Origin of the sequence: Brachybacterium sp. Z12 (genome assembly GCF_014400405.1) — a bacterium.
GTDB lineage: Bacteria > Actinomycetota > Actinomycetes > Actinomycetales > Dermabacteraceae > Brachybacterium.
This window is the reverse complement of record NZ_CP060496.1, coordinates 2,018,397-2,042,489: the sequence shown is the minus strand read 5'-3', so window position 1 is coordinate 2,042,489 and position 24,093 is coordinate 2,018,397. Positions and strand designations below refer to the sequence as shown.

Annotated in this window: 21 protein-coding genes and 5 pseudogenes; 19 read left to right on the top strand and 7 right to left on the bottom strand. The window is 70.5% G+C overall.

The window, feature by feature from the left end; all coding sequences use genetic code 11:
- Positions 1-62 precede the first annotated feature (62 nt).
- The 8 genes and pseudogenes from H3H54_RS10830 (at position 63) to H3H54_RS10790 (ending at position 6,213) form a co-directional block, all read left to right on the top strand.
- Positions 63-1,643: an HNH endonuclease signature motif containing protein gene (locus H3H54_RS10830; RefSeq protein ID WP_262423902.1), complete on the top strand. Its 1,581-nt coding sequence runs from the start codon at positions 63-65 to the stop codon at positions 1,641-1,643.
- Between the two features lie 21 nt (positions 1,644-1,664).
- Positions 1,665-2,240 carry a GNAT family N-acetyltransferase gene (locus H3H54_RS10825; protein ID WP_262423901.1) on the top strand — a complete coding sequence of 192 codons (576 nt, stop codon included), beginning with the start codon at positions 1,665-1,667 and terminating at the stop codon, positions 2,238-2,240.
- A 16-nt stretch (positions 2,241-2,256) separates the two neighbouring features.
- Positions 2,257-2,637 carry a DUF3224 domain-containing protein gene (locus H3H54_RS10820; protein ID WP_262423900.1) on the top strand — a complete coding sequence of 127 codons (381 nt, stop codon included), beginning with the start codon at positions 2,257-2,259 and terminating at the stop codon, positions 2,635-2,637.
- 41 nt (positions 2,638-2,678) lie between these two features.
- Complete coding sequence (gene coaD / locus H3H54_RS10815; RefSeq protein ID WP_262423899.1) at positions 2,679-3,170, top strand: pantetheine-phosphate adenylyltransferase; 492 nt, start codon at positions 2,679-2,681, stop codon at positions 3,168-3,170.
- A 33-nt stretch (positions 3,171-3,203) separates the two neighbouring features.
- A complete protein-coding gene (locus tag H3H54_RS10810; RefSeq protein WP_262423898.1) occupies positions 3,204-3,776 on the top strand; it encodes a DUF177 domain-containing protein in 573 nt (190 codons plus the stop codon).
- A pseudogene (gene rnc, locus H3H54_RS19615) lies at positions 3,776-4,526 on the top strand (ribonuclease III). Before H3H54_RS10810 ends, rnc begins: the two are co-directional and overlap by 1 nt.
- Before the next feature lie 4 nt (positions 4,527-4,530).
- A pseudogene (mutM, locus tag H3H54_RS10795) lies at positions 4,531-5,473 on the top strand (bifunctional DNA-formamidopyrimidine glycosylase/DNA-(apurinic or apyrimidinic site) lyase).
- Positions 5,474-5,586: 113 nt separating this feature from the next.
- On the top strand, positions 5,587-6,213 hold the full coding sequence (locus H3H54_RS10790) for a response regulator transcription factor (RefSeq protein WP_262423895.1): 627 nt from the start codon (positions 5,587-5,589) through the stop codon (positions 6,211-6,213).
- 9 nt (positions 6,214-6,222) lie between these two features.
- Here the strand turns inward: H3H54_RS10790 and H3H54_RS10785 are convergent, their stop codons facing one another.
- From H3H54_RS10785 to H3H54_RS10760, 7 genes are all read right to left on the bottom strand, one after another.
- Positions 6,223-7,203, bottom strand: coding sequence for a sensor histidine kinase (locus H3H54_RS10785; protein ID WP_262423894.1), 981 nt, complete (start codon positions 7,201-7,203; stop codon positions 6,223-6,225).
- A 150-nt stretch (positions 7,204-7,353) separates the two neighbouring features.
- Positions 7,354-8,571, bottom strand: a complete 1,218-nt coding sequence (gene cydC, locus H3H54_RS10780) for a thiol reductant ABC exporter subunit CydC (RefSeq protein ID WP_262423893.1) — start codon at positions 8,569-8,571, stop codon at positions 7,354-7,356.
- Positions 8,505-9,074, bottom strand: coding sequence for a hypothetical protein (locus H3H54_RS10775; protein WP_262423892.1), 570 nt, complete (start codon positions 9,072-9,074; stop codon positions 8,505-8,507). Before H3H54_RS10775 ends, cydC begins: the two co-directional genes overlap by 67 nt.
- Positions 9,071-9,238: a hypothetical protein gene (locus H3H54_RS18950; RefSeq protein WP_316249013.1), complete on the bottom strand. Its 168-nt coding sequence runs from the start codon at positions 9,236-9,238 to the stop codon at positions 9,071-9,073. The genes H3H54_RS10775 and H3H54_RS18950 overlap by 4 nt, the downstream gene beginning before the upstream one ends.
- 112 nt (positions 9,239-9,350) lie before the next feature.
- The gene (locus tag H3H54_RS10770) at positions 9,351-10,694 is read right to left on the bottom strand and encodes an ABC transporter transmembrane domain-containing protein (RefSeq protein ID WP_316249012.1); all 1,344 of its coding nucleotides are present in this window, start codon (positions 10,692-10,694) and stop codon (positions 9,351-9,353) included.
- A gap of 108 nt (positions 10,695-10,802) precedes the next feature.
- Complete coding sequence (cydB, locus tag H3H54_RS10765) at positions 10,803-11,777, bottom strand: cytochrome d ubiquinol oxidase subunit II (protein WP_262423891.1); 975 nt, start codon at positions 11,775-11,777, stop codon at positions 10,803-10,805.
- A gap of 130 nt (positions 11,778-11,907) precedes the next feature.
- Positions 11,908-13,464 carry a cytochrome ubiquinol oxidase subunit I gene (locus H3H54_RS10760; protein ID WP_262423890.1) on the bottom strand — a complete coding sequence of 519 codons (1,557 nt, stop codon included), beginning with the start codon at positions 13,462-13,464 and terminating at the stop codon, positions 11,908-11,910.
- Positions 13,465-13,838: 374 nt separating this feature from the next.
- Here H3H54_RS10760 and H3H54_RS10755 point away from each other — a divergent pair, with 374 nt between their 5' ends.
- From H3H54_RS10755 to H3H54_RS10705, 11 genes and pseudogenes are all read left to right on the top strand, one after another.
- On the top strand, positions 13,839-16,649 hold the full coding sequence (locus tag H3H54_RS10755) for an Rne/Rng family ribonuclease (RefSeq protein WP_262423889.1): 2,811 nt from the start codon (positions 13,839-13,841) through the stop codon (positions 16,647-16,649).
- Positions 16,650-16,917: 268 nt separating this feature from the next.
- Positions 16,918-17,226: a 50S ribosomal protein L21 gene (gene rplU, locus H3H54_RS10750; protein ID WP_262423888.1), complete on the top strand. Its 309-nt coding sequence runs from the start codon at positions 16,918-16,920 to the stop codon at positions 17,224-17,226.
- 33 nt (positions 17,227-17,259) lie between these two features.
- The gene (gene rpmA / locus H3H54_RS10745; RefSeq protein ID WP_262423887.1) at positions 17,260-17,514 is read left to right on the top strand and encodes a 50S ribosomal protein L27; all 255 of its coding nucleotides are present in this window, start codon (positions 17,260-17,262) and stop codon (positions 17,512-17,514) included.
- A 99-nt stretch (positions 17,515-17,613) separates the two neighbouring features.
- Positions 17,614-19,145, top strand: a pseudogene (obgE, locus tag H3H54_RS10740) (GTPase ObgE).
- A pseudogene (gene proB, locus H3H54_RS10735) lies at positions 19,142-20,286 on the top strand (glutamate 5-kinase). The pseudogenes obgE and proB overlap by 4 nt, the downstream one beginning before the upstream one ends.
- A 59-nt stretch (positions 20,287-20,345) precedes the next feature.
- Positions 20,346-21,649 (top strand): annotated as a pseudogene (locus H3H54_RS10730) (glutamate-5-semialdehyde dehydrogenase).
- A gap of 88 nt (positions 21,650-21,737) precedes the next feature.
- Positions 21,738-21,920, top strand: coding sequence for a hypothetical protein (locus tag H3H54_RS10725; RefSeq protein ID WP_262423886.1), 183 nt, complete (start codon positions 21,738-21,740; stop codon positions 21,918-21,920).
- A gap of 4 nt (positions 21,921-21,924) precedes the next feature.
- Complete coding sequence (gene nadD, locus H3H54_RS10720; protein WP_262423885.1) at positions 21,925-22,530, top strand: nicotinate-nucleotide adenylyltransferase; 606 nt, start codon at positions 21,925-21,927, stop codon at positions 22,528-22,530.
- Complete coding sequence (locus tag H3H54_RS10715; RefSeq protein ID WP_262423884.1) at positions 22,527-23,090, top strand: hypothetical protein; 564 nt, start codon at positions 22,527-22,529, stop codon at positions 23,088-23,090. The genes nadD and H3H54_RS10715 overlap by 4 nt, the downstream gene beginning before the upstream one ends.
- Positions 23,087-23,464 (top strand): ribosome silencing factor, encoded by a 378-nt coding sequence (gene rsfS, locus H3H54_RS10710; RefSeq protein ID WP_262423883.1) that lies wholly within the window; start codon positions 23,087-23,089, stop codon positions 23,462-23,464. The genes H3H54_RS10715 and rsfS overlap by 4 nt, the downstream gene beginning before the upstream one ends.
- Positions 23,461-24,093, top strand: coding sequence for a histidine phosphatase family protein (locus H3H54_RS10705; RefSeq protein WP_262423882.1), 633 nt, complete (start codon positions 23,461-23,463; stop codon positions 24,091-24,093). The genes rsfS and H3H54_RS10705 overlap by 4 nt, the downstream gene beginning before the upstream one ends.

Here is a 24,093-nt window from a genome sequence, read left to right as displayed (position 1 = left end):
GGGGAGAAAGTAGACGGTAGGTGGGCCGACAGCAGCGGTCGGCGGAGCGGAGGGAGGACGCGATGGAGCAGCAAGGCATCGAATCTCGTCCCGATGAGCCTCCCTGCGCTCCGGTCCAGGCCCGCAGGCCGCTCACTGCGCAGTCTCTCGTCGAGCGCGCCGACGTCGCGCCCCGGACGCCTGAGGCCGAGACGGTGCTGCGCATCTTCCGTCGTCGGCGGGACGAGCATGCCGCGCTCTACGTCGCAGAGACACGAGACCTCGCCTCGCTCTGGTCCGAGGAGGACGAGGGGGACGAGAAGGCGCTTCTCGCCCTGGCCGCCGCGACTGGCCTGCGGGTGAAGCTGCCCCGCGGCGAGGACCTCCTGCGTGACGCGCACGTGGCGGTCACCGATCTGTCAGTCTGCTTCTCCCGTGTGGCCGAGGGAGCCCTGCCGGTCGACTGGTTCGAATGGCTGATCCAAAGCGTTCTCCGCCTGACGGCCCACCAGCGCCGCCTGGTCGATGAGCGGGTCGCCGCCTGGCAGCTCGAGGCGATCGATGTCGAACGCTTCTACCGGGAGCTGCGCATCCTCATCAAATGGTTCGGCCGCGAAGCAGTCCAGGAATCTCCCGAGGAACAGCGCAGCGTGTTCATCAAGCCGTCACCGGAGGGGGACGGCACGGCCTGCATCACGATCCGTGGCCCGATCCCGGAGATCACCGCCTTCGGTCAGCGGCTCGATGCCGCCGCACGTGCCATCCAGGACGCCCAGCGTCGCGCCCTCGAGAAAGGCGAGCCGATCCCCTTCGACCTCGACGGCGACGCCGCCCACGATGGCCGACACCTGTCGCTCGCGGCGCTGCAGTATGCGGTGGCGATCCGCTCGATGCTCGAGACCGGCGCCGTCGAGGTGACCGAGCCGGCCTTCCGCCTCTCGGTCGTGGTCCCCGTGCTCACCCTGCTCGGCCTCTCGAACGCCCCCGCGACTCTTGACGGCACCGTTCCGATCCCGCCTCGCATGGCGCGGGAACTGGTCGCCAAGGCGCCCGCCTTCGAGCGCGTGCTCACCGACCCGGTCTTCGGCGATCACCTGCCTTCGGCCTCCCGCACCTACCGCCCCACTGCGGCGATGGCCGAGAACCTCCGCCTGATCGATCCTGTCTGCGCGGTTCCCAGCTGCACCCGCAACGTGATGACCGTCGGGGAGATGGACCACGTCGAGGAGTTCGACCTCGAGGCTCCCACCCGCGGCGGCCCCACCACGATCGAGAATCTTCACCGTCTGTGCCGGATCCACCACCGGATGAAGACTGCCGGCCTGCTCGACCCCGTCCGGGACGAAGCCACAGGCACCACTCGATGGCGGATCGGCGATGCGGCGGTGTGCGACACCATCCGGAACACGGACCTGGTCACCCGGGAACTCTCCGAACAGCTTCAGCACGCCTGGGAGCAGTACCGCAGCGATCTCGAGTTCGAGGCCCTCACCCGGCTGGGGTTCTTCGAGGAGTCTCCAGCCGAGATCACGGAGCATGAGGAGGCCTACCGATGGGGGCTCCATCTCCTCGAGCACTACTCCCGTCCGGACTACGACGAGCTCGACGATCCCGGCCCGCCCCCGCTGCAGCCATTGCTGGAGCATCGACCGGTGCCGTTCTGAGCACGCGGCTACCCTGGCGCGATGACACGCACACTCGCCGAGCTCGACCTGCCCCTGCACACCGAGCGCCTCGTGCTGCGACCCGGCCGCTCCGAGGACGCCGCGACGATCTGGCCCTGGTACCGCCTGCCCCAGGTGCAGGAGTGGACCACCACGCTCAGCACCACCGCCGAGGACCATCAGCAATGGTGGGACGCCAGGCTCGACAGCTGCATGGTGGGACTGCTCGACGGCGAGATCGTCGCCACCGGCATGGTGGGGCTCCAGGACGCCTGGTCCCAGGCCGACATGGTCGAGCAGGCCAGAGGGCAGCAGGCCGAGATCGGCTGGGTGCTGGACCCCGCCGCGCACGGCCGAGGCTTCGGCACAGAGTTCGCCGCAGCCCTGCTCCGTCTCGCCTTCGAGGAGCTGGGAGTGCGCCGCGTCGAAGCGGACTGCTTCGCCGAGAACCTCGCCTCCCGCCGCGTGATGGAGAAGATCGGGATGCGGCACGAGGGGACATTCCGTGAGGAGTCCCTCCACCGCAGCGGCCGCTGGCTCGACGGCATGTCCTACGCCCTGCTGGCGAGCGAGTTCGATTCCCAGCAGACCGCCTGAGACGGATACTGGTGCTATGACCACCCTCAGTGCCACCTTCACCGTGCAGATGAGCCCCGGCGAGCAGCTCCCCGCCGCCGAGGGCCGCTTCGACCTCGCCAAGACTTGGGCTGGCCAGATCGAGGGAACCTCGCAGGGAGTGATGCTCACCGCTGGCGATCCCTCGAGCGGCAGCGCCGGCTACGTGGCGACGGAGACCTTCGAGGGCACGGTCGACGGCCGCCGCGGCACCCTCGCCCTCCAGCAGCTCGGCGCCATGGACGAGGGTGAGCCCACCCTCCACTACGTCATCGCCCCCGGCTCCGGCACCGATGAGCTCGCCGGGCTCACAGGCTCCCTGACCATCGGCACCGTCCACGACGACGGCCGCCACGAGGTGCAGCTCGAGCTCACCTGAGCCCTCTCGGACCCGGAGCCGCAGAGCACTAGAGTGGCTCCATGAGCACCGTCGTCCTGCCCGGCTCGTTCGACCCCTTCACCCTGGGTCACCTCGACCTCACCCGCCGGGCCGCAGCCCTCGGCCACCACGTGATCATCGCCGTCTCCCACAACCCCTCGAAGAAGGGGATGCTCGACCTCGAGGCGCGGAAGTCGGCGATCACGCAGACCCTCGCCCAGGAGCAGCTCTCCGAGCAGGTCGAGGTCCGCACCCTGCCCAAGGGGCTGCTCGTCGACTTCTGCCGTGAGGTCGGCGCCGGTGCCGTCGTGCGCGGGCTGCGCTCCCAGCTCGACCTCGCCTATGAGGAGCCGATGGCGCGGATGAACCAGCACCTCGCCGGCGTCGACACCGTCTTCCTGCTCACCGACTCGACGCTCGCCCACATCTCCTCATCGCTGGTGCGGGAGGTCCACGCCCTCGGAGGTGATGTCTCCGACATGCTCCCCGAGCCCTCCCTGGACGCCCTGAGCGCCGCCACCGCCGTATCCTGAATGACCCCCACGACACGAACAGGACCGTCACCGATGTCTTCCGACGCCACCCCCAGCAGCTCGCTCGATACGTCGCTCAAATTCGATGCGATCGACCTCGTCGGCCGCACCGGATCGCACCGCAGCGTGGAACGCACCGTCCCCGCCCCGGGTCGTGAGGCCGGCGGCGTCGCGATGCAGGTCCCCGAGGGCCAGGACATCGCCGTCGAGGCGGAGCTCGAATCCGTGGTCGAGGGAATCTACGTCCACGGCACCGTGACCGCCCACCTCGAGGGCGAGTGCTCTCGCTGCCTCGACCCGGTCGATCAGGACGTCTCCGCACGCCTCGACGAGCTGTTCATGTACCCCGAGAAGGTCAAGGCAGAGGACAGGGAGGACTCCGTCCTCTTCGAGGACGACTACGTCAACGTCGGACCGCTGGTCCGCGACGCCCTCGCCATGGAGGCCGACGAGCGTCCCCTCTGCCGCGAGGACTGCCCCGGCCTGTGCAGCCAGTGCGGCTTCCGGATGGAGGACGATCCGGACCACGCCCACGACATCATCGACCCCCGCTTCGCCGCGCTGCAGGGCCTGCTCGACGATGAGACGAAGAACGAGGAGGCCTGATGGCGCGCAGGCGCCGCGCCACCGAGGCCGCCGCCCCGCAGGGTCTGCTCGACCGTCTTCCCTGGACGGTGCACAGGCCGCTGATCTCAAGGCCTCCGGGCTGCTCGAGCTGGCGCTGACCCATCGCTCCTACTCGTACGAGAACGACGGGCTGCCGCACAACGAGCGGCTCGAGTTCCTCGGCGACGCGGTGCTGCAGCTGGCCGTCACCGAGCACCTCTACGCCTCCCACCCCACACTGCCCGAGGGCGACCTCGCTCGGCGACGGGCCGCGACCGTGAGCACCCGCGCGCTCGCCGTGATCGCCTCAAGCTCGACCTCGGCGCCTACGTGCGGCTGGGCCGCGGCGAGGACCTCACCGGCGGTCGTGCGAAGGCCTCGATCCTCGCTGACACCACCGAGGCCGTGATCGGAGCGGTCCATCTGGCGCTGGGACAGGACGTCTCGCGTCGGTTCGTGCTGGACCTGCTGCGTCCGCTGCTCGACTCCGATGAGTTCCTCGAGACCGGGTATGACTTCAAGTCCCGGCTGCAGGAGATCGCGGCCGCCGACGGCGCGAGCGTCGTCTACGCGATCACCGAGGCCGGCCTCGAGCACCAGAAGACCTTCACCGCGACGGTCACCGTCGACGGCATCGTCACCGCCAGCGGCGACGGCGCCTCGAAGAAGGATGCCGAGCTCGCCGCGGCCCAGAACGCGGTGCGTGGAGTCCTCGCCGAGCGCGGCGAGGCCCTGATCCCGCGAGGCTGAGAACATGCCCGAACTGCCAGAGGTGGAGGTTGTCCGCCGAGGTCTCGAACCCCGCACCGTCGGCCGCACCATCACCGAGCTCGAGCTGCTCGACGCCCGCATCATCCGCCGCCAGACCGGGGAGTGGACCGGCTGCGCGCCGTGCTGATCGACAGCACCCTCACCGCCGTGGTGCGGCGCGGCAAGTTCCTGTGGTGGCGGCTGGCCGACGCCGACGGCGCCGACACCGGCGAGGCGCTGATGGCGCATCTGGGGATGAGCGGGCAGCTGCGGATCGGCACCGCGGACGGTGCGCCGTCGGCCCCCGTGGTGCCCTCGGAGGGACCGGCCTCCGATCCGCTGCGCCACCGCCGCCTCTCGCTGCACCTCGACGACGGTGCTCGCGTGGACCTCGTCGACCAGCGCCTCTTCGGCGGGCTGTGGACCAGCGAGCTGGTCGAGGCGGCCGACGGTGCGCTCGCGGGGAGGGGCAGCCCCGATGAGCTGCTGCCCGCGGACACCGCTCATGTCGCACGCGACCTGCTGGATCCCGCGATCGACCTGCCCACCGTCGCCCGTGCACTGCGCATGCGCCGCAGCGGCGTGAAGACCCTGCTGCTGAACCAGCAGCTGGTCTCCGGGATCGGGAACATCTACGCCGACGAGGCGCTGTGGGCGGCCCGCAACCGCTTCGACACCCCGGCATGGCGCTGAGCCAGCGGAAGGCGCTGGAGATCCTCCGCGCCGCGCGCGAGGTGATGGAGCGGGCTCTCGAGGTGGGCGGCACCAGCTTCGATGCCCTGTACGTCAACGTGGACGGCCGCAGCGGCTACTTCGCCCGCTCGCTCGCGGTGTACGGGCGCACAGGGCAGGCCTGCCCCCGCTGCGGGGGCGTGATCCGACGCGAGATGTATGGCGGGCGCTCCTCGCACTTCTGCCCGAGGTGCCAGCGCAGGGCCGCCCCCTAGCCGGTGCGGTAGATTGCATCGTCGAGAGATCGATGGGAGACGGGCGCAGATCCCGGCCCCGATGCCGAGGCAGCGCAGGATTTCGTGAGGGATTTCGTGAGGAAGGACGCTCAGTGACAGCGACCGAACAGCCAGGCCCGATCCGCGTGATGCTGGTGGACGACCACGAGGTGGTCCGCCGCGGGATCGTCACGGTCATCGACGCCCATTCCGACCTGAGCGTGGTGGGTGAGGCCTCCTCGGTGACCGAGGCGAACCGTCGGCTGCCCGCGATCCGTCCCGAGGTCCTGGTGGTGGACCTCCAGCTGCCGGACGGCACCGGCATCGACGTCATGAAGGCGGCGCGGGAGCTGAACCCCGAGCAGCTGATGCTGGTGCTGACCAGCTTCGACGATGATGCCGCGCTGCGGGAGTCGAAGGCTGCGGGAGCCGCCGGGCTGATGCTGAAATCCGCGCGGTCGCAGGAGATCGTCGAGGCGATCCTCGCGGTGCGTGCCGGCAAGTCGATCTGGCCGGCCGAGCACGCCGACGACGAGCAGGGGCTGTCGGAGTCCGATCAGCGGGTGGTCGAGCTCATCGGCGACGGCCACTCCAACCGCGAGATCGCCGAAGCGCTCGGCATCGCGGAGAAGACGGTCAAGAACCGCGTCACCGTGATTCTGCAGACCCTCGGCATGCAGCGCCGCACCCAGGTCGCGGCGATGGTGGCCGCCCGCCGCCGCGCCAGCTGGAAGCAGTGATCCGAGCGCTCAGCTCGTCGGCAGGGTGACCCGCCAGGAGATCATCGTGCCCGGCTCGAGGTTGATCGCGTCCACCCAGCCGGAGTGACGCCGCGCCCGGGAGGACATGTTCGCCAGCCCGCTGCGGCGCCGCACCGAGGGATCGATCCCGCGCCCGTTGTCGGAGACGTTGACCTGGACGACCCGGTCGACACCCTCGGAGAACACGCTCACCGACACCGCGACCGCACTGGCGTGCGCATGCCGCGCCGCATTCGCCAGGCACTCGCGCACCACCGCCACCACGTCCTCGGCGATCTCCCCGGGCAGCTCGGCATCCATCTCCGAGGGCCGCGGAGGCAGCCGCATCGAAGGGACGAACCCCAGCCCGGCTGTGGCCAGGCCGACCTCATGGCGCAGCTGCTCGGTGAGCGTGGCCTCGGCGCGTTCGCGCCGCAGTGACTGCACGATCTGTCGGATCTGTGCCACGGCGTTCTCGACCCCCTGCACGGACGTCGCGACCGAGCTGCGGATCCGGGCTTTGGACGGCGTGACGTCGGGGGAGCCCAGGGACTCCACCAGGCTCTCGAGCTCCATCCCCACCGCGAACAGCTCCTGGATCGCGAGGTCGTGCAGATCGCGGGCGATCCTGCCGCGCTCATCATCGATCTCGCTGCTGGAGCGCAGCGTCGGGACGCGGAGGGTGAGGGTGACCAGGCCTGCCAGCGAGTCCAGCCGTTCACGGTCCGCTTCGGTGAACGCAGGGGAGTCCTCAGCGCGCAGCACGGTCAGCAGCCCTGAGCCGTGCTCGGCGGCGTCGGCCACCGCCACCAGGGCGCGGCAGCTCTCCTGGCCGACCTCGAGCGTGCCGATCGCCTCGAGGGCGTCCGCGTCGGCGCGGTGCAGGGCGAGCCCGACGCTCGACTCGGCGGGGATCTCCTCTCCCAGCAGAGCTGCGGCATCGGGCCCCTCGACCATCTCCACCGCCCAGGCGCCGGGGCTCAGCGGCATCACCAGTGCGGCGCTGCGGGCGACCAGATCCGTGCGGGCAGAGTGGAGCAGCAGGTCGAGCAGGTCCTCGGTCTCGCTGCCCGCAAGGACGGCACCGGCGAGAGATCTGGATACGGGGCCGATCGGCCCGTGCAGGCGGGGTGGTCGAGGTCATCGGCTCTCCTCGGAACGAGCGGGGGCGGCGGTGCCCAGACGCAGCACCGGAGTGCCGTCGGGGATCGCCTCGACGCGGTGGGTGACCACCACGACGGTCGTCTCCGCGGGCACCAGGGAATCATCGCCCGGATCGAGCAGAGCCCGCAGCAGCCGATCGCCCAGGGCGGTGTCAAGATGCTCGGTGGGCTCGTCGAGCAGGAGCACGGGCCCGCCGCGCGCCACGGCTCGCGCGAGCAGCAACCGGCGCCGTTCACCGCCGGAGATGGTGGTCCCGTCCGGTCCGAGCATCGTGTCCAGCCCGCGGGGCAGCGTCGCGACCCAGCCATCGAGGCCGACGGTGGCCAGCGCCGTCTCCACCTGATCGTCCGTGAGATCCCCGTGCACCACCTTCAGGTTCTCCCGCACGGTGGTCGCGAAGACGTGACCGTCCTCGGCGAACATCGTCACCCGTGACCGCACGGCGTGCGGCGCGAGGGAGGCGAGATCTTCCCCATCGAGCTCGACCCGGCCATCGAGCGGATCGAGCAGTCCGGCGAGCGTGGCCAGCAGCGTCGACTTGCCGCTGCCCGAGGGGCCGACGACTGCGAGCCGTGCCCCGGCGGGCAGTTCGAGGTCGAGCCCCGTCACACGTGGCGCCCCGGCGGTCCACCCGGCGCTCAGATCCACTGCCCGCAGACTCGCTGATGTCGGTCGCGCTGATGCGGGCCGCGCCGTCCCTGCACCGGGAGCGGCCGGGGCCTCGACGCGAGGGCCCACCAGCGTCGCGAGGCGCTGCGCGGCGGCGCGGGAGCGGGCGTACTGGGTGGCGGCGGCCGGCAGCGCGGTCGCGGCCTCGAAGGAGGACAGCGGGAGCAGCAGCAGGATGCCGATCTGCCCGGCCGAGGCTCCGCCGTCGAGCCAGACCGTCCCGGCGGCCAGCAGGGACCCGGACACGGCGAGGATCATCGTCAGCGGCACCGCTGCGGAGGCGACCGCGGAGGGCAGGGCGGCGCGGTCGATCGCGGTGTCATGCGCCGACTGCCCGCCGCGGAGCTCCTCCAGCGCGGTGTCGAGGCGGCCGTCGATCTGCAGCGAGGTGGCGTCGTCGAGGATCTCGAGCACCTGGGCGCTCACCGCCGAGCGGGTGGTGACCACGGCCTGCTCGGTCAGGCGTGCGGCGCGGAGTGCGGCGAGCGGTGCGAGCACGCTCGCGACCAGCAGCGCCGCGAGCATCGTGAGGGTTGCGAGCCATGACAGGGGGCGAATGTCGCCAGGACGGCCACGAACATGACCACGGCCACCAGGCCCGGGACGATCGCCTTGATGACGTGGTCGCCGAGCTCCTGGGCGTCGTCGCCGAGGCGGGCCAGCAGGTCGCCTCGGCGCAGCCGCGTGAGGGCATCGTCGGGGCGGGCGGCCAGCGCCGTGAACAGGTTCGTGCGCAGGGAGACGACGCCCCGCAGGGCGAGGTCATGGGTGAGCATCCGCTCGAGCCAGCGGAACACTCCGCGGGAGACGCCGAGCGCCCGCACCATCACCACGGCCACGGTGAGGTCCAGCACCGGCGGCATCGTCCAGGCCCGGGTGACCAGATAGGCGGAGACGGCGGCAAGCGCGAAGGCGGAGCCGAGGGTCGCGCAGGCGGCGAGCACGGCGGCGAGCAGACGACCGAAGGGGATCTGCAGCGCCTGCTCGGCGCGGCGAAGGTCGGAGGGGGCGGAGTTGGTGGTGCTCATCGCCCGGCCTCCACTCGCGCGACATCATCGGCCACGTCCACCAGCCGCGAGCGGTGGGCGATGACGATGACGGTGCGCCCCTGGGCCCGCAGGGCGTCGATCAGGTCGAGGACCACCTGCTCGGTGGCACCGTCGAGATGCGCGGTGGGCTCATCGAGCACCACCAGCGGGGCGGGGGAGAGAGCGCGGCCCGGGCCAGGGCGAGACGCTGCCGCTCCCCGAGGGAGATCCCATGCCCGGCACGGCCGAGGTCCGCGTCCCAGCCGCGCTCGGCGATCACCGCGTCCAGGCCCGTCGCCGCCGCCGCGGCATCGAGCTCGGCCTGCCCGGCGCCCGGGCGGGCGCCGGCGAGCACGGAGCGGATCGTCCCAGGTGGCAGCACCGGCCGCTGGGGAGGAGCACCACCTGGTCCCAGAGGCTGCGCCGCTGCACCTCGCGCACACCCGTGACCGCGCCGTCGGCGGCGAGGATCTCGGCCCGGCCCTCGTCGGCCTCGAGCAGTCCCAGCAGCACCTGCGCCGCGGTGGTCTTGCCCGCCCCGGAAGGGCCGGTCAGCGCCAGCACCCGCCCGGGCCGCACCTCGAGCTCGGCGCGGTGCGGCGCGAAGCCGTCGCGGGAGCGCACCGAGACCCCGCGCAGGCGGAGGGTGGAGGTGCGCAGATCGGGCGCCGGCCGGGTGCCGTCGGCCGTGGGCTCCTCGTCGAGCACCTCGAAGGCGGCGCTCACCGCGGCCAGGCCGTCGGTCGAGGAGTGGTACTGGGAGCCGACGTTGCGCAGCGGCTGATAGATCTCGGGCGCCAGCACCAGCACCGCGAGCGCCGGGGCGAGCTCCATCTCTCCATAGACCAGCCGCATCCCGATGCTCACCGCGATCAGGGCCACGCACAGCGTCGCCAGCAGCTCGAGCACCATCGAGGAGAGGAAGGCGTACTTCAGCGAGCCCATCGCCGAGGCGCGGTGACGATCACCGAGATCGCGCACCATCTTCTCCGGGCCCCGCTCGCGTCCCAGCGCCCGCAGTGTCGGCAGGCCGTCCACCAGATCCAGCAGCTGGCTCCACAGCGAGCGCATATCCGCGATCAGCCTCTCGGAGCGTCCCACCGTGAGCTTGCCGACCAGGATCATGAACAGCGGCACCAGCGGAAGGGTCACCAGCGCGATCACGGCGCTGATCGGATCGAGCAGGCCGATCGTCAGCAGGCACAGCGGGGTCACGGTCAGCGAGAGCATCAGCTGCGGCACGTACCCCACCAGGTAGGGGCGCAGGTTCTCGATGCCGGTGGTCGCGAGGGAGGTGAGGTCTGCGCCCCGCCCCGCCCCGGCACGCGGGCCGAGCCGGGCGGCATGGCCCACGATCCTCCCGCGCAGCTCGCTGATCGCCTCGGTCGCTGCCCGGTGGGCGGTGGCCTCCTCGAGGAGCACCGCGCCGGCACGCAGCGCGAGCGCCATGACCAGCACCAGCAGCAGCGAGGGCGTCCCCTGGGGGATCGCGCGCTCGACCAGCAGCTGCGAGCCGAGCCGGGCGATGACCACAGCGGTGACGATGATGCACGCGGACTGCACCAGCCCCAGGGCCACGGTGCGCGCCACATGTCGGCGAGCCGCGCGCACCTCCCGCACCAGCCGGGGTCCAGCGGCGCTCGGCTCGGGCGCGGCGCGGAGGGCGCGTCGGGGCCGGTGGCAGTCGGCTCTGCGGTGGTGGTGGTGGTGGTCATCGGGGCCAGTCTGTCAGTCCTGCTCGAAGGCTTCCCGGTACCCCTGCTTGGCCTTCTCCAGCAGTTCCGAGCCGGGAGCCGGGGAGTCCTCGTCGCGCACCCGGTGACGGAACACCCGATAGGTCCACACGGTGTAGGCGAGCACGATGGGCATCAGCACGCACAGCGCCACCAGCATCACCGTCAGCGTGTGCGCGGTGGAGGAGGCGTTCGCGACCGTGAGCGAGTTCGCCGGGTCGTTCACCGCCGGCATGACGTAGGGGAACAGTCCGCCGAACAGGGCGATCGAGGCGGCGGCGATCGCGGTGGTGGTGGCGCCGAAGGCGAGCCCCTCCCGGCGGCGCCGGTTCAGGGGCACCACGGCGATCAGGGCGAGCGCTGCGACCGCGACCGGGATCAGGGTGAGCCAGGTGTTCGAATGGGCCAGCTGGAACCACAGCAGGAACGCGGCACCGGCCACGATGGCGGGCCATGCCAGGCGCCCCGCCCACCGGTTCGCGTCCTCGCGCAGCGGACCCTCGATCTTGAGGGTCAGGTAGAGGGTCCCGTGCAACCAGAACAGCAGCACGAACACCAGCCCGCTCAGCAGCGCGAAGGGATTCAGCAGCTCGAGCAGGGTGGTGGTCACCCAGCGGTTCTCGTCGATCGAGACCCCGGCGACGATGTTGCCGAAAGCCACTCCCCACAGCAGGGCGGGGGCGAAACCGCCGATGACGTGTACGACGTCCCAGCCCGTGCGCCAGCGGTCGCTGTCGACCTTGTCGCGCCATTTGAAGGCGCACACGCGCACGATGAGCACGAGCAGCAGGAGCAGCAGGGCGAGATAAAAGCCTGAGAACAGCGTGGCGTACCACTCGGGGAAGGCCGCGAACAGCAGCGCGCCGCCGGTGATCACCCAGACCTCGTTGCCGTCCCAGACGGGGCCGATGGTGCGCAGCACGGTGCCGCGCGTTCCCGGGCCTCGCTTCCAGGAGGTGGCGACGTTCATCTGCACGCCGAAGTCGAAGCCCTCGAGCACACGAAGTAGCCCAGGAAGAAGAAGGCGATGATGAAGAACCACAGGGTCTGGAGGACCGTGGGGTCGAGCATGGCATCCATGATCTGGTCTGGTCCTTGTCTCAGTAGTCGAAGGAGAGGGTCGGGGTGTCGGGCTCGCCGGTGTCCGGATCACGCTTCGCGAGCGGCGCGCCCTTCAGGGCCGCCTTGCGCATCATCTGGAACCAGATCACCGCCAGGACGCCGTAGACCAGCGTGAAGGCGACCAGGGAGGTCAGCACCATCCAGCCGGGATTGGCGGAGACCCCTTGCAGGGTCATCAGCCGCACCGTCGGGTCGAGCGGGTTCGGGTGGACCACCCAGGGCTGACGCCCGATCTCGGTGAAGACCCAGCCCGCGGAGTTCGCGAAGAACGGCATCGGGATCGACAGCACCGCGAACCACTGGAAAAGCTTCGATCCCGTGGTGCGGGCCTTGTCGCCCTTGCCGCGGGTGGCCCACAGCGCCCAGAGCGCGAGGACGCCGCTGAACGCCGCCAGGCCCATCATCAGGCGGAAGGACCAGTAGGTGACGAAGAGGTTGGGGCGGTAGTCGACCTCGACCTCATTGCCGCGGATGTCCAGCGCGGTCTCCCCGAACTGCTCCTTGTACTGCGCGTTCAGATCATCGACGCCCTGCAGCTCGGCGAAGGGGTCGTTGGTCGCGAGGATCGAGGTGACGTAGGGGATCTCGATGAGGTGGGTGACGCCGTCGCAGTCCTCGCTGAAGGCGTTCGGGCCGCCGACGGTGAGGATCGAGAACGGGACCTCGGAGTCGGTGTCGCAGTGCGCCTCGGCGGACGCCATCTTCATCGGCTGCTGCTCGAACATGATCTTGGCCTGGAAGTCCCCGGAGACCACCAGCACCAGCGCGGAGATGAACATCGCGACGACCCCGAAGCGAACGGTGGGGCGGTACAGGTCGCGAGCGGCGAGGTGCTGCTCCTGCCCCTCCTCGGTGTCCAGACCCAGGGCTCGGGCGCGGTTGTGATGGCGCACCATGTGCCAGGAGGCGACGCCTGTGAGGAAGGCGCCGGCGACCAGCCAGGCGCCGGAGACCACATGCGGGAACGCCGCCATCGCGGTGACGTTGGTGAGCACCGCGAGGATCGAGCCCTGCGAGGGGTCGAGCTCGGCGCGTCCGGTCTCGGGGTTCAGCATCGCGCCGACGGGGTGCTGCATGAACGAGTTCGCGGCGATGATGAAGTAGGCCGACAGGGTGGTGCCGACCGCGACCGCCCAGATCGTCAGCAGGTGGATCTTCTCGGGCATCTTGCCCCAGCCGAAGATCCACAGACCCAGGAACACGGATTCGAGGAAGAAGGCCGCCAGGCCCTCGAGTGCGAGCGGGGCGCCGAACACATCGCCCACGTAGCGCGCATACTCCGACCAGTTCATGCCGAACTGGAACTCCTGGACGATGCCGGTCGCGATGCCGATCCCGAAGTTCACGATCAGCATCGAGCCGAAGAACTTTGTCATCCGGGTCCAGGCGTCCTTGCGCACCGGGTCCTTCGAGAACACCGCCCTGGTCTGCATGATCGCCACGAGGAGCGAGAGCCCGATGGTGAGCGGCACGAAGATGAAGTGGTACACGGTGGTGATGCCGAACTGCCACCGGGCGAGGTCGAGGGCTTCCATGGATCCTTCCGGGAGGACGACACGACGCCATGAAAGCTACGGGTCGGTCACCGGCAGTGGAAGGACGATGGTCCCGACGCAGGCGCGGGGATTCCGTGCCCCCTCATGCGCGCATGTCGCTCGCGGTGCCCGATGAGCCCTGTGCCATACTGATCGCGGCACTCTCCCGCTCCGTACCGGGTGGGAGAACCTCCCGGCGTCGTGACGTCGGAGCACCGGCTACGCGGACGACCGCGACCGCTGTGCTCCCTCGGTCGGCATCGCAGCGCTTCCACTGGGGAGCTGCGCGACGGCGAGGGCTTGAGACTTCCGTCCACTGAGACGATGACCAGACGGGACCAGGGTGCGCTGGTCCTCCAGAAGGAGACGGCCGTATGGCTGACAGCACCCATAATCCCGAGAACGACTCGTCGGACGAGACGCAGACCACTGCTCCCGTACGCCGTCGGCGCCGCGCAGGAGCCCCCGCGGGTGCCCCCGCGTTCACGCCTCCCACCGTCGAGCAGCCGAAGACCACTGCTCCGCGCACCGTGGTGGCACTGCAGGAGGCCGCCCCGGTCGAGGAGCCGCCGGCACCCGCCAAGCGCCCCCGCCGACGCGCCGGAGCACCGGCCGGTGCCCCGACCTTCACCCCCGCCGCAGAACCGGTCGAGGAGGCCGCGGCCCAGCTGCCGGTCGAAGAGTCGCCCAGCGAGGAGCCCGAGCCCGTCCAGGAGCCGGGGAGCGACGGCAACCCGGTCGTTGACGACCTGCGTGCGCTGGCCTCGGCCCGCGGCGCCTCGGATGATGGGGTCGATGACGATCGCGCTCGTCGGCGAGAGCAGGTCCAGATGGACTTCGCCTCCCTCCTGTTCCAGGCCCCCACTCCGCAGCCCCGCACCACGGTCGGTGCCCAGGACGCCCCGGTCGGCACCGCCGACCTCTCCTTCGCGAACGTCGCCGAGGACGAGCACGAGGACGAGGAGTCCGCTCAGGACGAGCAGGAGACCCCCAGCCGTTCGCGCCGCAGCCGTTCGCGACGCTCCTCGCAGCGTGGCGCCGGTGCCGCCGTTTCGGGCGCCTCCGACGATGTCGACACGGGCTCCGATGCCGGGTCCGAAGATTCCGAGGATTCCGAGGACGACAGCAGCGAGGACCGCCACGCCTCGGAGGGCATGAATGGCAGCTCTCGCCGTCGCCGTCGTCGCGGAGGCCGTGGCCGCCGTGGCCGGGGACGCGGCGATGAGGACGGCTCGGACTCCGAGGACGACTCGGGCGAGCCGTCGTCGGACCATGCCGAGGCCGGCTCCGACTCCGCCTCGCAGGACAACTCCGAGGACGAGGATCGCAGCGACGAGAGCGGTGACTCCGGCTCCTCGAGCTCCTCCGGCTCGCGTCGGCGCCGTCGCCGTCGCCGCTCCGGCAGCAGCAGCAGCGGCAACGACGACTCCGGCTCGCCGGATGATCCGCCGAACACCGTGGTCAAGGTCCGCGAGGCCCGGGACGAGGTCCAGGCCGTCAAGGGCTCGACCCGTCTCGAGGCCAAGCGTCAGCGCCGTCGTGAGGGTCGTGACGCCGGCCGTCGCCGCAACGTGATCACCGAGGCCGAGTTCCTGGCCCGCCGCGAATCCGTCAAGCGTTCGATGGTGGTGCGCGAGCGCGCCGGCCGCACCCAGATCGCCGTGCTCGAGGACGATGTGCTCGTCGAGCACTATGTGGCCCAGAAGGCGCAGACCTCGATGGTCGGCAACGTGTACATGGGCAAGGTCCAGAACGTGCTGCCCTCCATGGAGGCCGCGTTCGTGGACATCGGCAAGGGCCGCAACGCCGTGCTGTACGCCGGTGAGGTCAACTGGGATGCCGTCGGCCTCGAGGGCCAGCCGCGCCGCATCGAGCTCGCGCTGAAGAGCGGCGATCCGGTGCTGGTCCAGGTCACCAAGGACCCGATCGGCCACAAGGGCGCCCGCCTGACCAGCCAGATCTCGCTCCCCGGCCGCTACGTGGTGTTCGTGCCCGGCGGTTCGATGACCGGCATCTCCCGCAAGCTGCCCGACAACGAGCGCGCACGGCTGAAGAAGATCATGCGCCAGATCATCCCCGAGGATGCGGGCGTCATCGTGCGCACCGCCGCCGAGGGCGCGAGCGAGGCAGAGCTGACGCATGACGTCGAGCGCCTCCGCGCCCAGTGGGAGAAGATCCAGAAGGCGCAGAAGAGCAGGTCCGCCCCGGTGGCCCTCTCCCAGGAGCCCGACATCGCGATCAAGGTCGTGCGGGACGTCTTCAACGAGGACTTCACCTCCTTGATCGTCGAAGGCGACAAGGTGCACGACGAGGTCCACGCCTACGTCAGCGATGTCGCCCCGGATCTCCTGGAGCGCGTCACGCGTCACGTCGGCGAGAAGGACGTGTTCGCCAAGCACCGCATCGACGAGCAGCTGCTCAAGGCCATGGATCGCAAGGTCTACCTGCCCTCCGGCGGCTCCCTGGTCATCGACCGCACCGAGGCGATGACCGTGGTCGATGTGAACACCGGCAAGTTCACCGGGACCGGCGGCTCCCTCGAGGAGACCGTCACCAAGAACAACCTCGAATCCGCCGAGGAGATCGTGCGCCAGCTGCGGCTGCGAGACATCGGCGGCATCATCGTCATCGACTTCATCGACATGGTGCTCGAGTCCAACCGCGACCTCGTGCTGCGGCGCCTGGTCGAGTGCCTCGGCCGCGACCGCACCAAGCATCAGGTCGCCGAGGTCACCTCGCTGGGCCTGGTTCAGATGACCCGCAAGCGGGTCGGCCAGGGCCTGGTCGAGACCTTCTCCAACACCTGCGAGCACTGCAGCGGTCGGGGACTGGTGGTGGACGTAGACGGCACTCACAGCCACAGCGACGGCGGCGGCAACGGGGGCGGCAACGGCGGGGACGACTCCTCGAAGTCCTCCCGTCGGCGTGGCCGGCGCTCCCGCGGCGGTGCCAAGGACGAGGGCGAGCTCGGACAGCGGCGCCGAGGAGGCGCAGGCCGATGTGCATCGTCTCGAGGACGATGCCGACAGCCGTGCCCTGGCTCGCGCCACCATCGCGTCGATCGCCGCGGCCTCCGGAGCGAACGCCCAGCCCGAGGTGGTCGTCGACGGCGAGCCCGTCACGAGCGAGCCCGCTCAGGAGGCCTCCGAGGCCTCGGCGGCCACCGAGGAGCAGGGCACCTCTGACGAGGGGTGATGTGTTCCACAGGGTGTGACCGCGTTCTCGCAGGTCGGACCGTGTCTGGTGGTTGACCGGCGGGTGCAGGGATCGTAAGCTGTCCCCTGGCGCAAAACGTGCCGCAGTCGTGATTCCGGTGGGCATCGCGCGACCGCATCTCCCGCTTGACCCTGCTCGTGCAGGGGCCAGGCCCGGTTGACGGTCGCAGGTCCGCGGTGACACCCGGCAGGAAACATGACTCGACGAGCAGTCCGAATCACAAGATGGAGCAGTGACGTGGTGTACGCAATCGTCCGCGCAGGCGGTCGTCAGGAGAAGGTGTCGGTCGGTGACACCATCGTGATCAACCGCGTGGCAGGCGAGGCGGGCGACACCGTCGATCTCGCTCCCGTCCTGCTGGTTGACGGTGACAAGATCACCTCCGCCCAGAACGAGCTTGCCAAGGTGAAGGTCACCGCCGAGAAGGTCGAGGACCTCCGCGGCGAGAAGATCCGGATCCTCCGCTACAAGAACAAGACCGGTTACAAGAAGCGCCAGGGCCACCGCCAGGAGCTCACCCGGCTGAAGATCACCGGAATCGCCTGAGCGATCCCCCGAACAGACAAGGATTGATCCCAGATGGCATCTAAGAAGGGCGTCAGCTCCTCCAAGAACGGGCGCGATTCCAACTCCCAGCGCCTCGGCGTCAAGCGCTTCGGCGGCCAGATCGTCGGCGCGGGCGAGATCATCGTCCGCCAGCGCGGCACCAAGATCCACCCCGGTGACGGCGTGGGTCGCGGCAACGACGACACGCTGTTCGCGCTCACCGCGGGCACCGTGGAGTTCGGTCGCAAGCGCGACCGCAGCGTGGTCAGCGTCGTCGAGACGGTCTGAGCACCCGCCCCGGTTCTCCGGGGCGCATAGCTTCCTTCGAGGGGCGGAGCCGACGCTCCGCCCCTCGATGTTTGTCCCCACCATCATCGGAGTGCACCCATGGCCACATTCGTCGACCGCGTCCAGCTGCAGGTCGTCGGAGGAGCGGGCGGAAATGGCGCCGCGTCCATCCGGCGCGAGAAGTTCAAGCCCCTGGCCGGGCCCGATGGTGCCAACGGAGGTCGCGGCGGCGAGGTGATCCTCGAGGTCGACGCCTCGACCACCACGCTGCTGGAGTACCACCACAAACCCCCAGAGAAGGCCACCAGCGGCGGCTTCGGCAAGGGTGACCTGCGCCATGGCGCCGCCGGTGACGACCTCGTGCTCGCCGTTCCCGACGGCACCGTGGTCACCGATGAGCACGGCACCGTGCTGGCCGACCTGATCGGCATCGGTACCCGTTTCGTGGCCGCTCGCGGCGGCAGCGGGGGCTCGGCAACGCGGCTCTGGCCAACGCCAAGCGCAAGGCGCCCGGCTTCGCCCTGCTCGGCGAGCCTGGGCAGGAGCGCACCCTCGTGCTCGAGCTGAAGACTGTCGCGGACGTCGCCCTGGTGGGTTATCCCAGCGCCGGCAAGTCATCGCTGATCGCCGCGATGAGCGCCGCGCGGCCGAAGATCGCCGACTACCCGTTCACGACCCTGGTGCCCAACCTCGGCGTGGTCGAGGCGGGGGATCACCGCTACACGATCGCGGATGTCCCCGGACTGATCCCGGGCGCGAGCCAGGGCAAGGGCCTGGGCCTGGACTTCCTGCGCCACATCGAGCGCTGCCATGTGCTGGTGCATGTGCTGGACTCCGCCGCGCTGGAATCCGAGCGCGATCCCGTGGGCGACCTGGCCACCATCGAGAACGAGCTGGCCACCTATGCGGCTGGGCTCGACGAGGAGGCCGGCACCCGGGTGCCGCTGATGGAGCGTCCCACGGTGATCGTGCTGAACAAGACCGATCTGCCCGACGGTGCCGACATGGCCGACATGGTCCGTGCCCAGCTCGCTGAGCGCGGCGTGCCGATCCTCGACGTCTCCGCTGTCTCCCGCAAGGGGCTGCGGGAGCTGTCCTTCACGCTCGGCGAGCTGGTCGAGCAGGCTCGCGCCACGCTGCCCGCGCCGGAGCGGGCGCCGATCGTGCTGACCCCCAGGGCCGTCGACGAGAAGGGCTTCCAGGTGGTCACCGAGCAGTACGACGGCGACAACGCCTTCCGCGTCCGGGGCGACAAGCCCGAGCGCTGGGTCCAGCAGACCGACTTCACCAACGACGAGGCCGTCGGCTACCTCGCCGACCGGCTCGCGCGTCTGGGCGTCGAGGACCAGCTGTACGCCGCGGGCGCTGTGCCCGGCTCGACCGTGCTGATCGGCGCGGGCGCCGATGCGGTCGTCTTCGACTGGGAGCCGACGATGGTCGGAGGCGCCGAGAACTTGGGCCGCCGCGGGACGGATGACCGTTTCGAGGACCACAGCCGCCCCACCCGTGAGGAGAAGCGGGAGGTGCAGCGCACGCGCACCCAGCAGCGGATGGACCGGCTCGCGGCCATGGAGGCAGAGCGCAAGGCCGGCCACTGGGCCGACCCCGCCCCGCAGGACGAGGACCGGTGAGCTCGGCGGAGCTGCGCCAGCCCGAGCGGATCACCTCCCGTGAGTCGCTCGGCGCGGCCCGCCGCATCGTCGTCAAGATCGGCTCCTCGAGCCTCACCGATGAACGCGGGAGGCTCGATCAGCGCCGCATCGAGCAGATCGCGGACACCGCCGCGGCCCTGGCGCGCCGCGGCACCGAGCTGGTGATCGTCTCCTCCGGAGCGATTGCCGCGGCCCTGGGTCCGCTGGGGCTGCCCGAGCGGCCCACGGAGGTCGAGCTGCAGCAGGCCGCCGCAAGCGTCGGGCAGGCCCTCCTGGCCGGTGCCTGGTCGAGCGCCCTGGGTGCTCACGGACTGATCACCGGGCAGGTGCTGCTCACCGAGTCCGATGTGATCCGTCCCGAGACCTACCGCAACGTGCGCAGTGCGCTCGAGGCGCTGCTGGCCCTGGGCACCGTCCCGGTCGTCAACGAGAACGACACCACCGCCACGCACGAGATCCGCTTCGGGGACAACGACCGCCTCGCGGCGCTGGTCGCACAGCTGCTCGGCGCCGACGCGCTGTATCTGCTGACCGACGTGGACGCCCTCTACACCGCGCCGCCGCGGGAGCCCGGCGCGCAGCGCATCTCCCAGGTGGACGACGTGGCACGGCTCGCGGGGGTCAGCATCGGGTCGGTGGGCTCCAAGGTGGGCACCGGGGGATGGTCACCAAGCTCTCGGCGGCCCAGCTCGCCGTCACCACCGGCACTGCCGCCCTGATGACCACGGCCGAGCACTTCGCCGCCGCGCTCGAGGGCGCCGAGGTGGGCACCTTCTTCCCGGCCCATCACGGGCGCCGTCGCTCCCAGCTGGTCTGGCTGCGCTTCGCCACCCGCGGGGCGGGGACGCTGCACCTGGACGAGGGGGCCGCCGAGGCTGTACGCAGCCGTCGGCGCTCGCTGCTGGCCGTCGGCGTCACGGAGGTCCGCGGCACCTTCCCGGCGGGCGTCCCGGTCGATGTCGCCGCCCCGGACGGGGAGGTGATCGCCCGCGGGATCGCGTCCTTCAGCAGCGATGAGCTGCGGGCGATGGCAGGCCGCGGCACCGATGAGGCGCGCGAGCGACTGGGGGAGCGGTTCCGCCGCCCCGCCATCCACCGTGACCAGCTGGTGATGCTCTGAGCCGTCGCGAGGTGCGGACACGCCTGAGCGATGGATCCGCGCTCTCGTAGACTCGAGGGATGGACGCTCTGACCCCCACCAGCGTGGACCCCTCCCTCTCCGCGGCCGTGCTCGAGGCGGCTCGCGCCGCCAAGGACGCTCAGCCAGCCCTCGCACGGCTCCACCGCGGCGCCAAGGACCAGGTGCTGCTCGCGATGGCGGAAGCGCTCGTGGCGCGTGCAGACGAGATCGTCGCCGCCAATGCGCGGGATCTCGCGTCGGCAGACGCCGCGGGCATGGCCGCCGGACTGCGTGACCGGCTCGCGCTGGATCCGCAGCGCGTCGCCTCGATCGCCCAGCAGCTCCGTGACGCCGCGTCCCTGCCCGATCCGGTGGGCGAGGTGGTGCGCGGCTCCGTGCTCGACAACGGCCTCGAGCTGCGCGAGGTGCGCGTGCCGATGGGCGTGATCGGGATGGTCTATGAGGCGCGGCCGAACGTGACCGTCGATGCCGCCGGCCTGGCGCTCAAGGCCGGCAGCGCGTGGTGCTGCGCGGCGGTTCGGCGGCGCTGCACTCGAACACCGCGCTGATCGCCGTGCTGCGCTCCGTGCTCGCGGACCACGACCTGCCCGAGGACCTCATCGTCGGGATCGACGCGCACGGCCGCGAGGGCGTGGACGTGCTGATGCGCGCCCGCGGCCTGGTCGACGTGCTGATCCCGCGCGGGGGCGCGGGTCTGATCCGCCGCGTGGTCGAGCACTCGCTGGTCCCCGTGATCGAGACCGGGACCGGGAAGACCCACGTGCTGGTGGACGCCTCTGCGGATCTCGATCAGGCGGTGGAGATCGTCGCCAACGCCAAGACCCAGCGGGTGGGCGTGTGCAATGCGCTCGAGACGCTGCTGGTCCATCGCGACATCGCCGGGGAGGCGCTGCCGCGCCTCGCCGCCCCGCTCGCGGAGGCCGGGGTGCGCTTCCACGCCGACGAGGAGGCCTCCGCGATCCTCGCCGAGTCCGGCACCGGGGCCGAGGTGATCCCGGCCGTCGAGGAGGACTGGGAGACCGAGTACCTCGCCCTGGACCTCGCGGTGAAGGTGGTCGCGGATCTCGACCAGGCGCTCGCCCACATCCGCGAGCACTCCACCGGGCACACCGAGTCGATCCTCACCCGCGACAGCGTCAGCCAGCATCGCTTCCTGACGGAGGTCGACTCTGCGGTGGTGATGGCCAACGCCTCCACCCGATTCTCCGATGGCGGCGAGTTCGGCTTCGGCGCGGAGATCGGCATCTCCACCCAGAAGCTCCACGCCCGCGGGCCGATGGGTCTGCGTGAGATCACCGCGAGCAAATGGCTGGTGGTGGGGCAGGGCCAGTCACGGCCGTGACCCCACTCCCATCATGCGCGCCGTGGCCTGAGCCTGCACGTCGCTGTGGGATGATGGCCCCGTCACCCGTGGAAAGGCCTTCAAGAACATGACTGACCAGCTCGTGATCCTCGCCGAGTCCGGCGCCCTCGCCAGCGAGGGCATCCCTGCGCCCGCGATCGGCATCGGGATGTTCATCATCCTGATGTCCCTGCTGGGCCTCGTCTGGCTCACCGGCGGTGCGCACCACCGCAGCCTGGACAAGAAGAACCCCTCCGGTTCCGACGACTGACCTCGTGGAGCTGCAGCGACGCCGGATCGGTGTGATGGGCGGGACATTCGATCCCATCCATCACGGCCACCTCGTCGCCGCGAGCGAGGTCCAGAGCGTCTTCGCGCTCGACGAGGTCGTCTTCGTCCCCACCGGCAGGCCCTGGCAGAAGGAAGATCGGGAGATCTCCGATCCGGAGCACCGCTATCTGATGACGGTCGTGGCCACCGCCGCGAACCCCGTGTTCACGGTCTCGCGCGTGGATGTCGACCGTCCGGGCGCGACCTACACGATCGACACGCTGCGGGACCTGCACCGCGAGCAGCCGGAAGCGGACCTGTTCTTCATCACCGGCGCGGATGCGCTGCAGAACATCCTGACCTGGAAGGACACCGAGGAGATCTTCGAGCTGGCCCATTTCGTCGGGGTCACCCGGCCGGGTCACGAGCTCGACACCTCGGGCCTGCCGGATGACGGCGTCACCCTCATCGAGGTCCCTGCGATGGCGATCAGCTCGACCGACTGCCGCACGCGGGTGGCGGCCGGCGCACCGGTCTGGTACCTGGTCCCCGATGGCGTCGTCCAATACATCAACAAGTACGCCCTCTATACAGGAGGTGACGGCCGATGACCGAGCCCGAGACCACTCCACGGCGCGGACGCCGCGCCCGTGAGCTCAGCCCCGAGGAGAGCGCCGCACTGGAAGCACGCGCAACCATGGAGACCACGCGCGAGCCGCAGTCCGCGCCTGGAGTGAGGGGAGCCGTGGCACCTCCGACCGCCGACGCCCAGCGACCTGCCCTGCGCAAGTTCGGGCGCCGCGCCCGGATCATCGAGCTCAGCGAGGAGCCGACGCCGGGTGGCGATGCCGCGCCGGCGACCGCCGAGGGCGGGAGCACGAGCACGCTGACGCACGACCACGACGGGGTGGAGCTCGGTGAGCTCTCCGTCACCGAGGCCCCCGAGCCGCGCCCTGCGCCGCGCTTCGACGGGAAGGTGCTCCATCGCCCTGAGCGCTCCGGCGGCCGCGCCCTGGTGTGGTTGGTGTGGGCCCTCATCGCGGTCGCGATCATCGTGCTGGTCGCCCTGCTGCTGACCGGGGTCATCGGCCCCTCAGCGGCGTCCGCCGCGGACGCCGCCCTGTTGGATCTGTTCATCGACCATCCCGTCCTGGAGGAAGCTGCCGCGTGAGCGCTCCTGAAGAATCCCTCGATCTCTCCCGTGTCGCCGCGCAGGCCGCCGTCGACAAGTTCGCACAGGAGGTCATCGGGCTAGATGTCTCCGAGCTGGTGGTGATCACCGACGTCTTCCTCGTGTGCAGCGGGGACTCCGAGCGTCAGGTCTCCGCGATCGTCGACGGCATCGAGGAGGTGCTGCTGACGGAGCGTCGCCGCAAGCCGCTGCGCCGCGAGGGCGAGCGGGACGCCCGCTGGGTGCTGCTGGACTACGGAGACATCGTCGTGCACGTCCAGCATGCCGAGGACCGTGCCTTCTATGCGCTCGAACGGCTGTGGCGCGATGCCCCCGTCATCGATCTGCAGACCGACCAGGCCCGCTCGGAGTGAGGGCCCCTCGTGCACGTCTGATCCTGGTGCGCCACGGTCAGACCGATTACAACCGTGAAGGCCGCCTGCAGGGACAGGTCGACATCCCGTTGAATGCGACCGGGATCCGGCAGGCGGAATCCCTCGCCGACACGGTCGCTGCGGATCCGCCGGCTGTCATCGTCGCCTCGCCGCTCGGGCGGGCGCTCGAGACCGCGCGCATCATCTCCCGGGACACCGGCCTCGAGGTCACCACCGACGAGGCCTTCCTCGAGCGCGGATTCGGCCGCTGGGAAGGTCTCAAGGGCGAGGAGATCAAGCACCGCTGGCCCGCGGAGCACGCGGACTGGCGTGCGCACCGGCCGGTGCTCGGCCTCGACGTCGAGGATCGGCCCGTGGTGGGGGAGCGGGTCGCCGCGGCCTGCCGCAAGCTGGTGGCCGAGCATAACGGCGGCACCGTGATGGTGGTGGCGCATGGAGCGGCGATCACCCTCGGCATCACCGCGCTGCTGGGCCTGGACACGAACGGTTTCCGGGGCCTCGCGGGGCTCGAGAACTGCCACCGATCCGTGCTCGAGCCGCTCATCGGCGAGCCCGCGGACGGGCTGATGAGGTTGGTGTCACACAACCTGGCCCCGGATTTCACCTGA

Coding starts and splice junctions, on each gene's coding strand:
- H3H54_RS10755 (WP_262423889.1), top strand. CDS start 13,839: ATGGCTGACAGCACCCATAATCCCGAGAACGACTCGTCGGACGAGACG.
- cydB (WP_262423891.1), bottom strand. CDS start 11,777: ATGAACGTCGCCACCTCCTGGAAGCGAGGCCCGGGAACGCGCGGCACC.
- H3H54_RS10775 (WP_262423892.1), bottom strand. CDS start 9,074: ATGAGCACCACCAACTCCGCCCCCTCCGACCTTCGCCGCGCCGAGCAG.
- H3H54_RS10820 (WP_262423900.1), top strand. CDS start 2,257: ATGACCACCCTCAGTGCCACCTTCACCGTGCAGATGAGCCCCGGCGAG.
- H3H54_RS10830 (WP_262423902.1), top strand. CDS start 63: ATGGAGCAGCAAGGCATCGAATCTCGTCCCGATGAGCCTCCCTGCGCT.
- H3H54_RS10760 (WP_262423890.1), bottom strand. CDS start 13,464: ATGGAAGCCCTCGACCTCGCCCGGTGGCAGTTCGGCATCACCACCGTG.
- coaD (WP_262423899.1), top strand. CDS start 2,679: ATGAGCACCGTCGTCCTGCCCGGCTCGTTCGACCCCTTCACCCTGGGT.
- cydC (WP_262423893.1), bottom strand. CDS start 8,571: ATGCTCGCGGCGCTGCTGGTCGCGAGCGTGCTCGCACCGCTCGCCGCA.
- H3H54_RS10825 (WP_262423901.1), top strand. CDS start 1,665: ATGACACGCACACTCGCCGAGCTCGACCTGCCCCTGCACACCGAGCGC.
- H3H54_RS10715 (WP_262423884.1), top strand. CDS start 22,527: ATGACCGAGCCCGAGACCACTCCACGGCGCGGACGCCGCGCCCGTGAG.
- rpmA (WP_262423887.1), top strand. CDS start 17,260: ATGGCATCTAAGAAGGGCGTCAGCTCCTCCAAGAACGGGCGCGATTCC.
- H3H54_RS10725 (WP_262423886.1), top strand. CDS start 21,738: ATGACTGACCAGCTCGTGATCCTCGCCGAGTCCGGCGCCCTCGCCAGC.
- H3H54_RS10810 (WP_262423898.1), top strand. CDS start 3,204: ATGTCTTCCGACGCCACCCCCAGCAGCTCGCTCGATACGTCGCTCAAA.
- H3H54_RS10785 (WP_262423894.1), bottom strand. CDS start 7,203: ATGCCGCTGAGCCCCGGCGCCTGGGCGGTGGAGATGGTCGAGGGGCCC.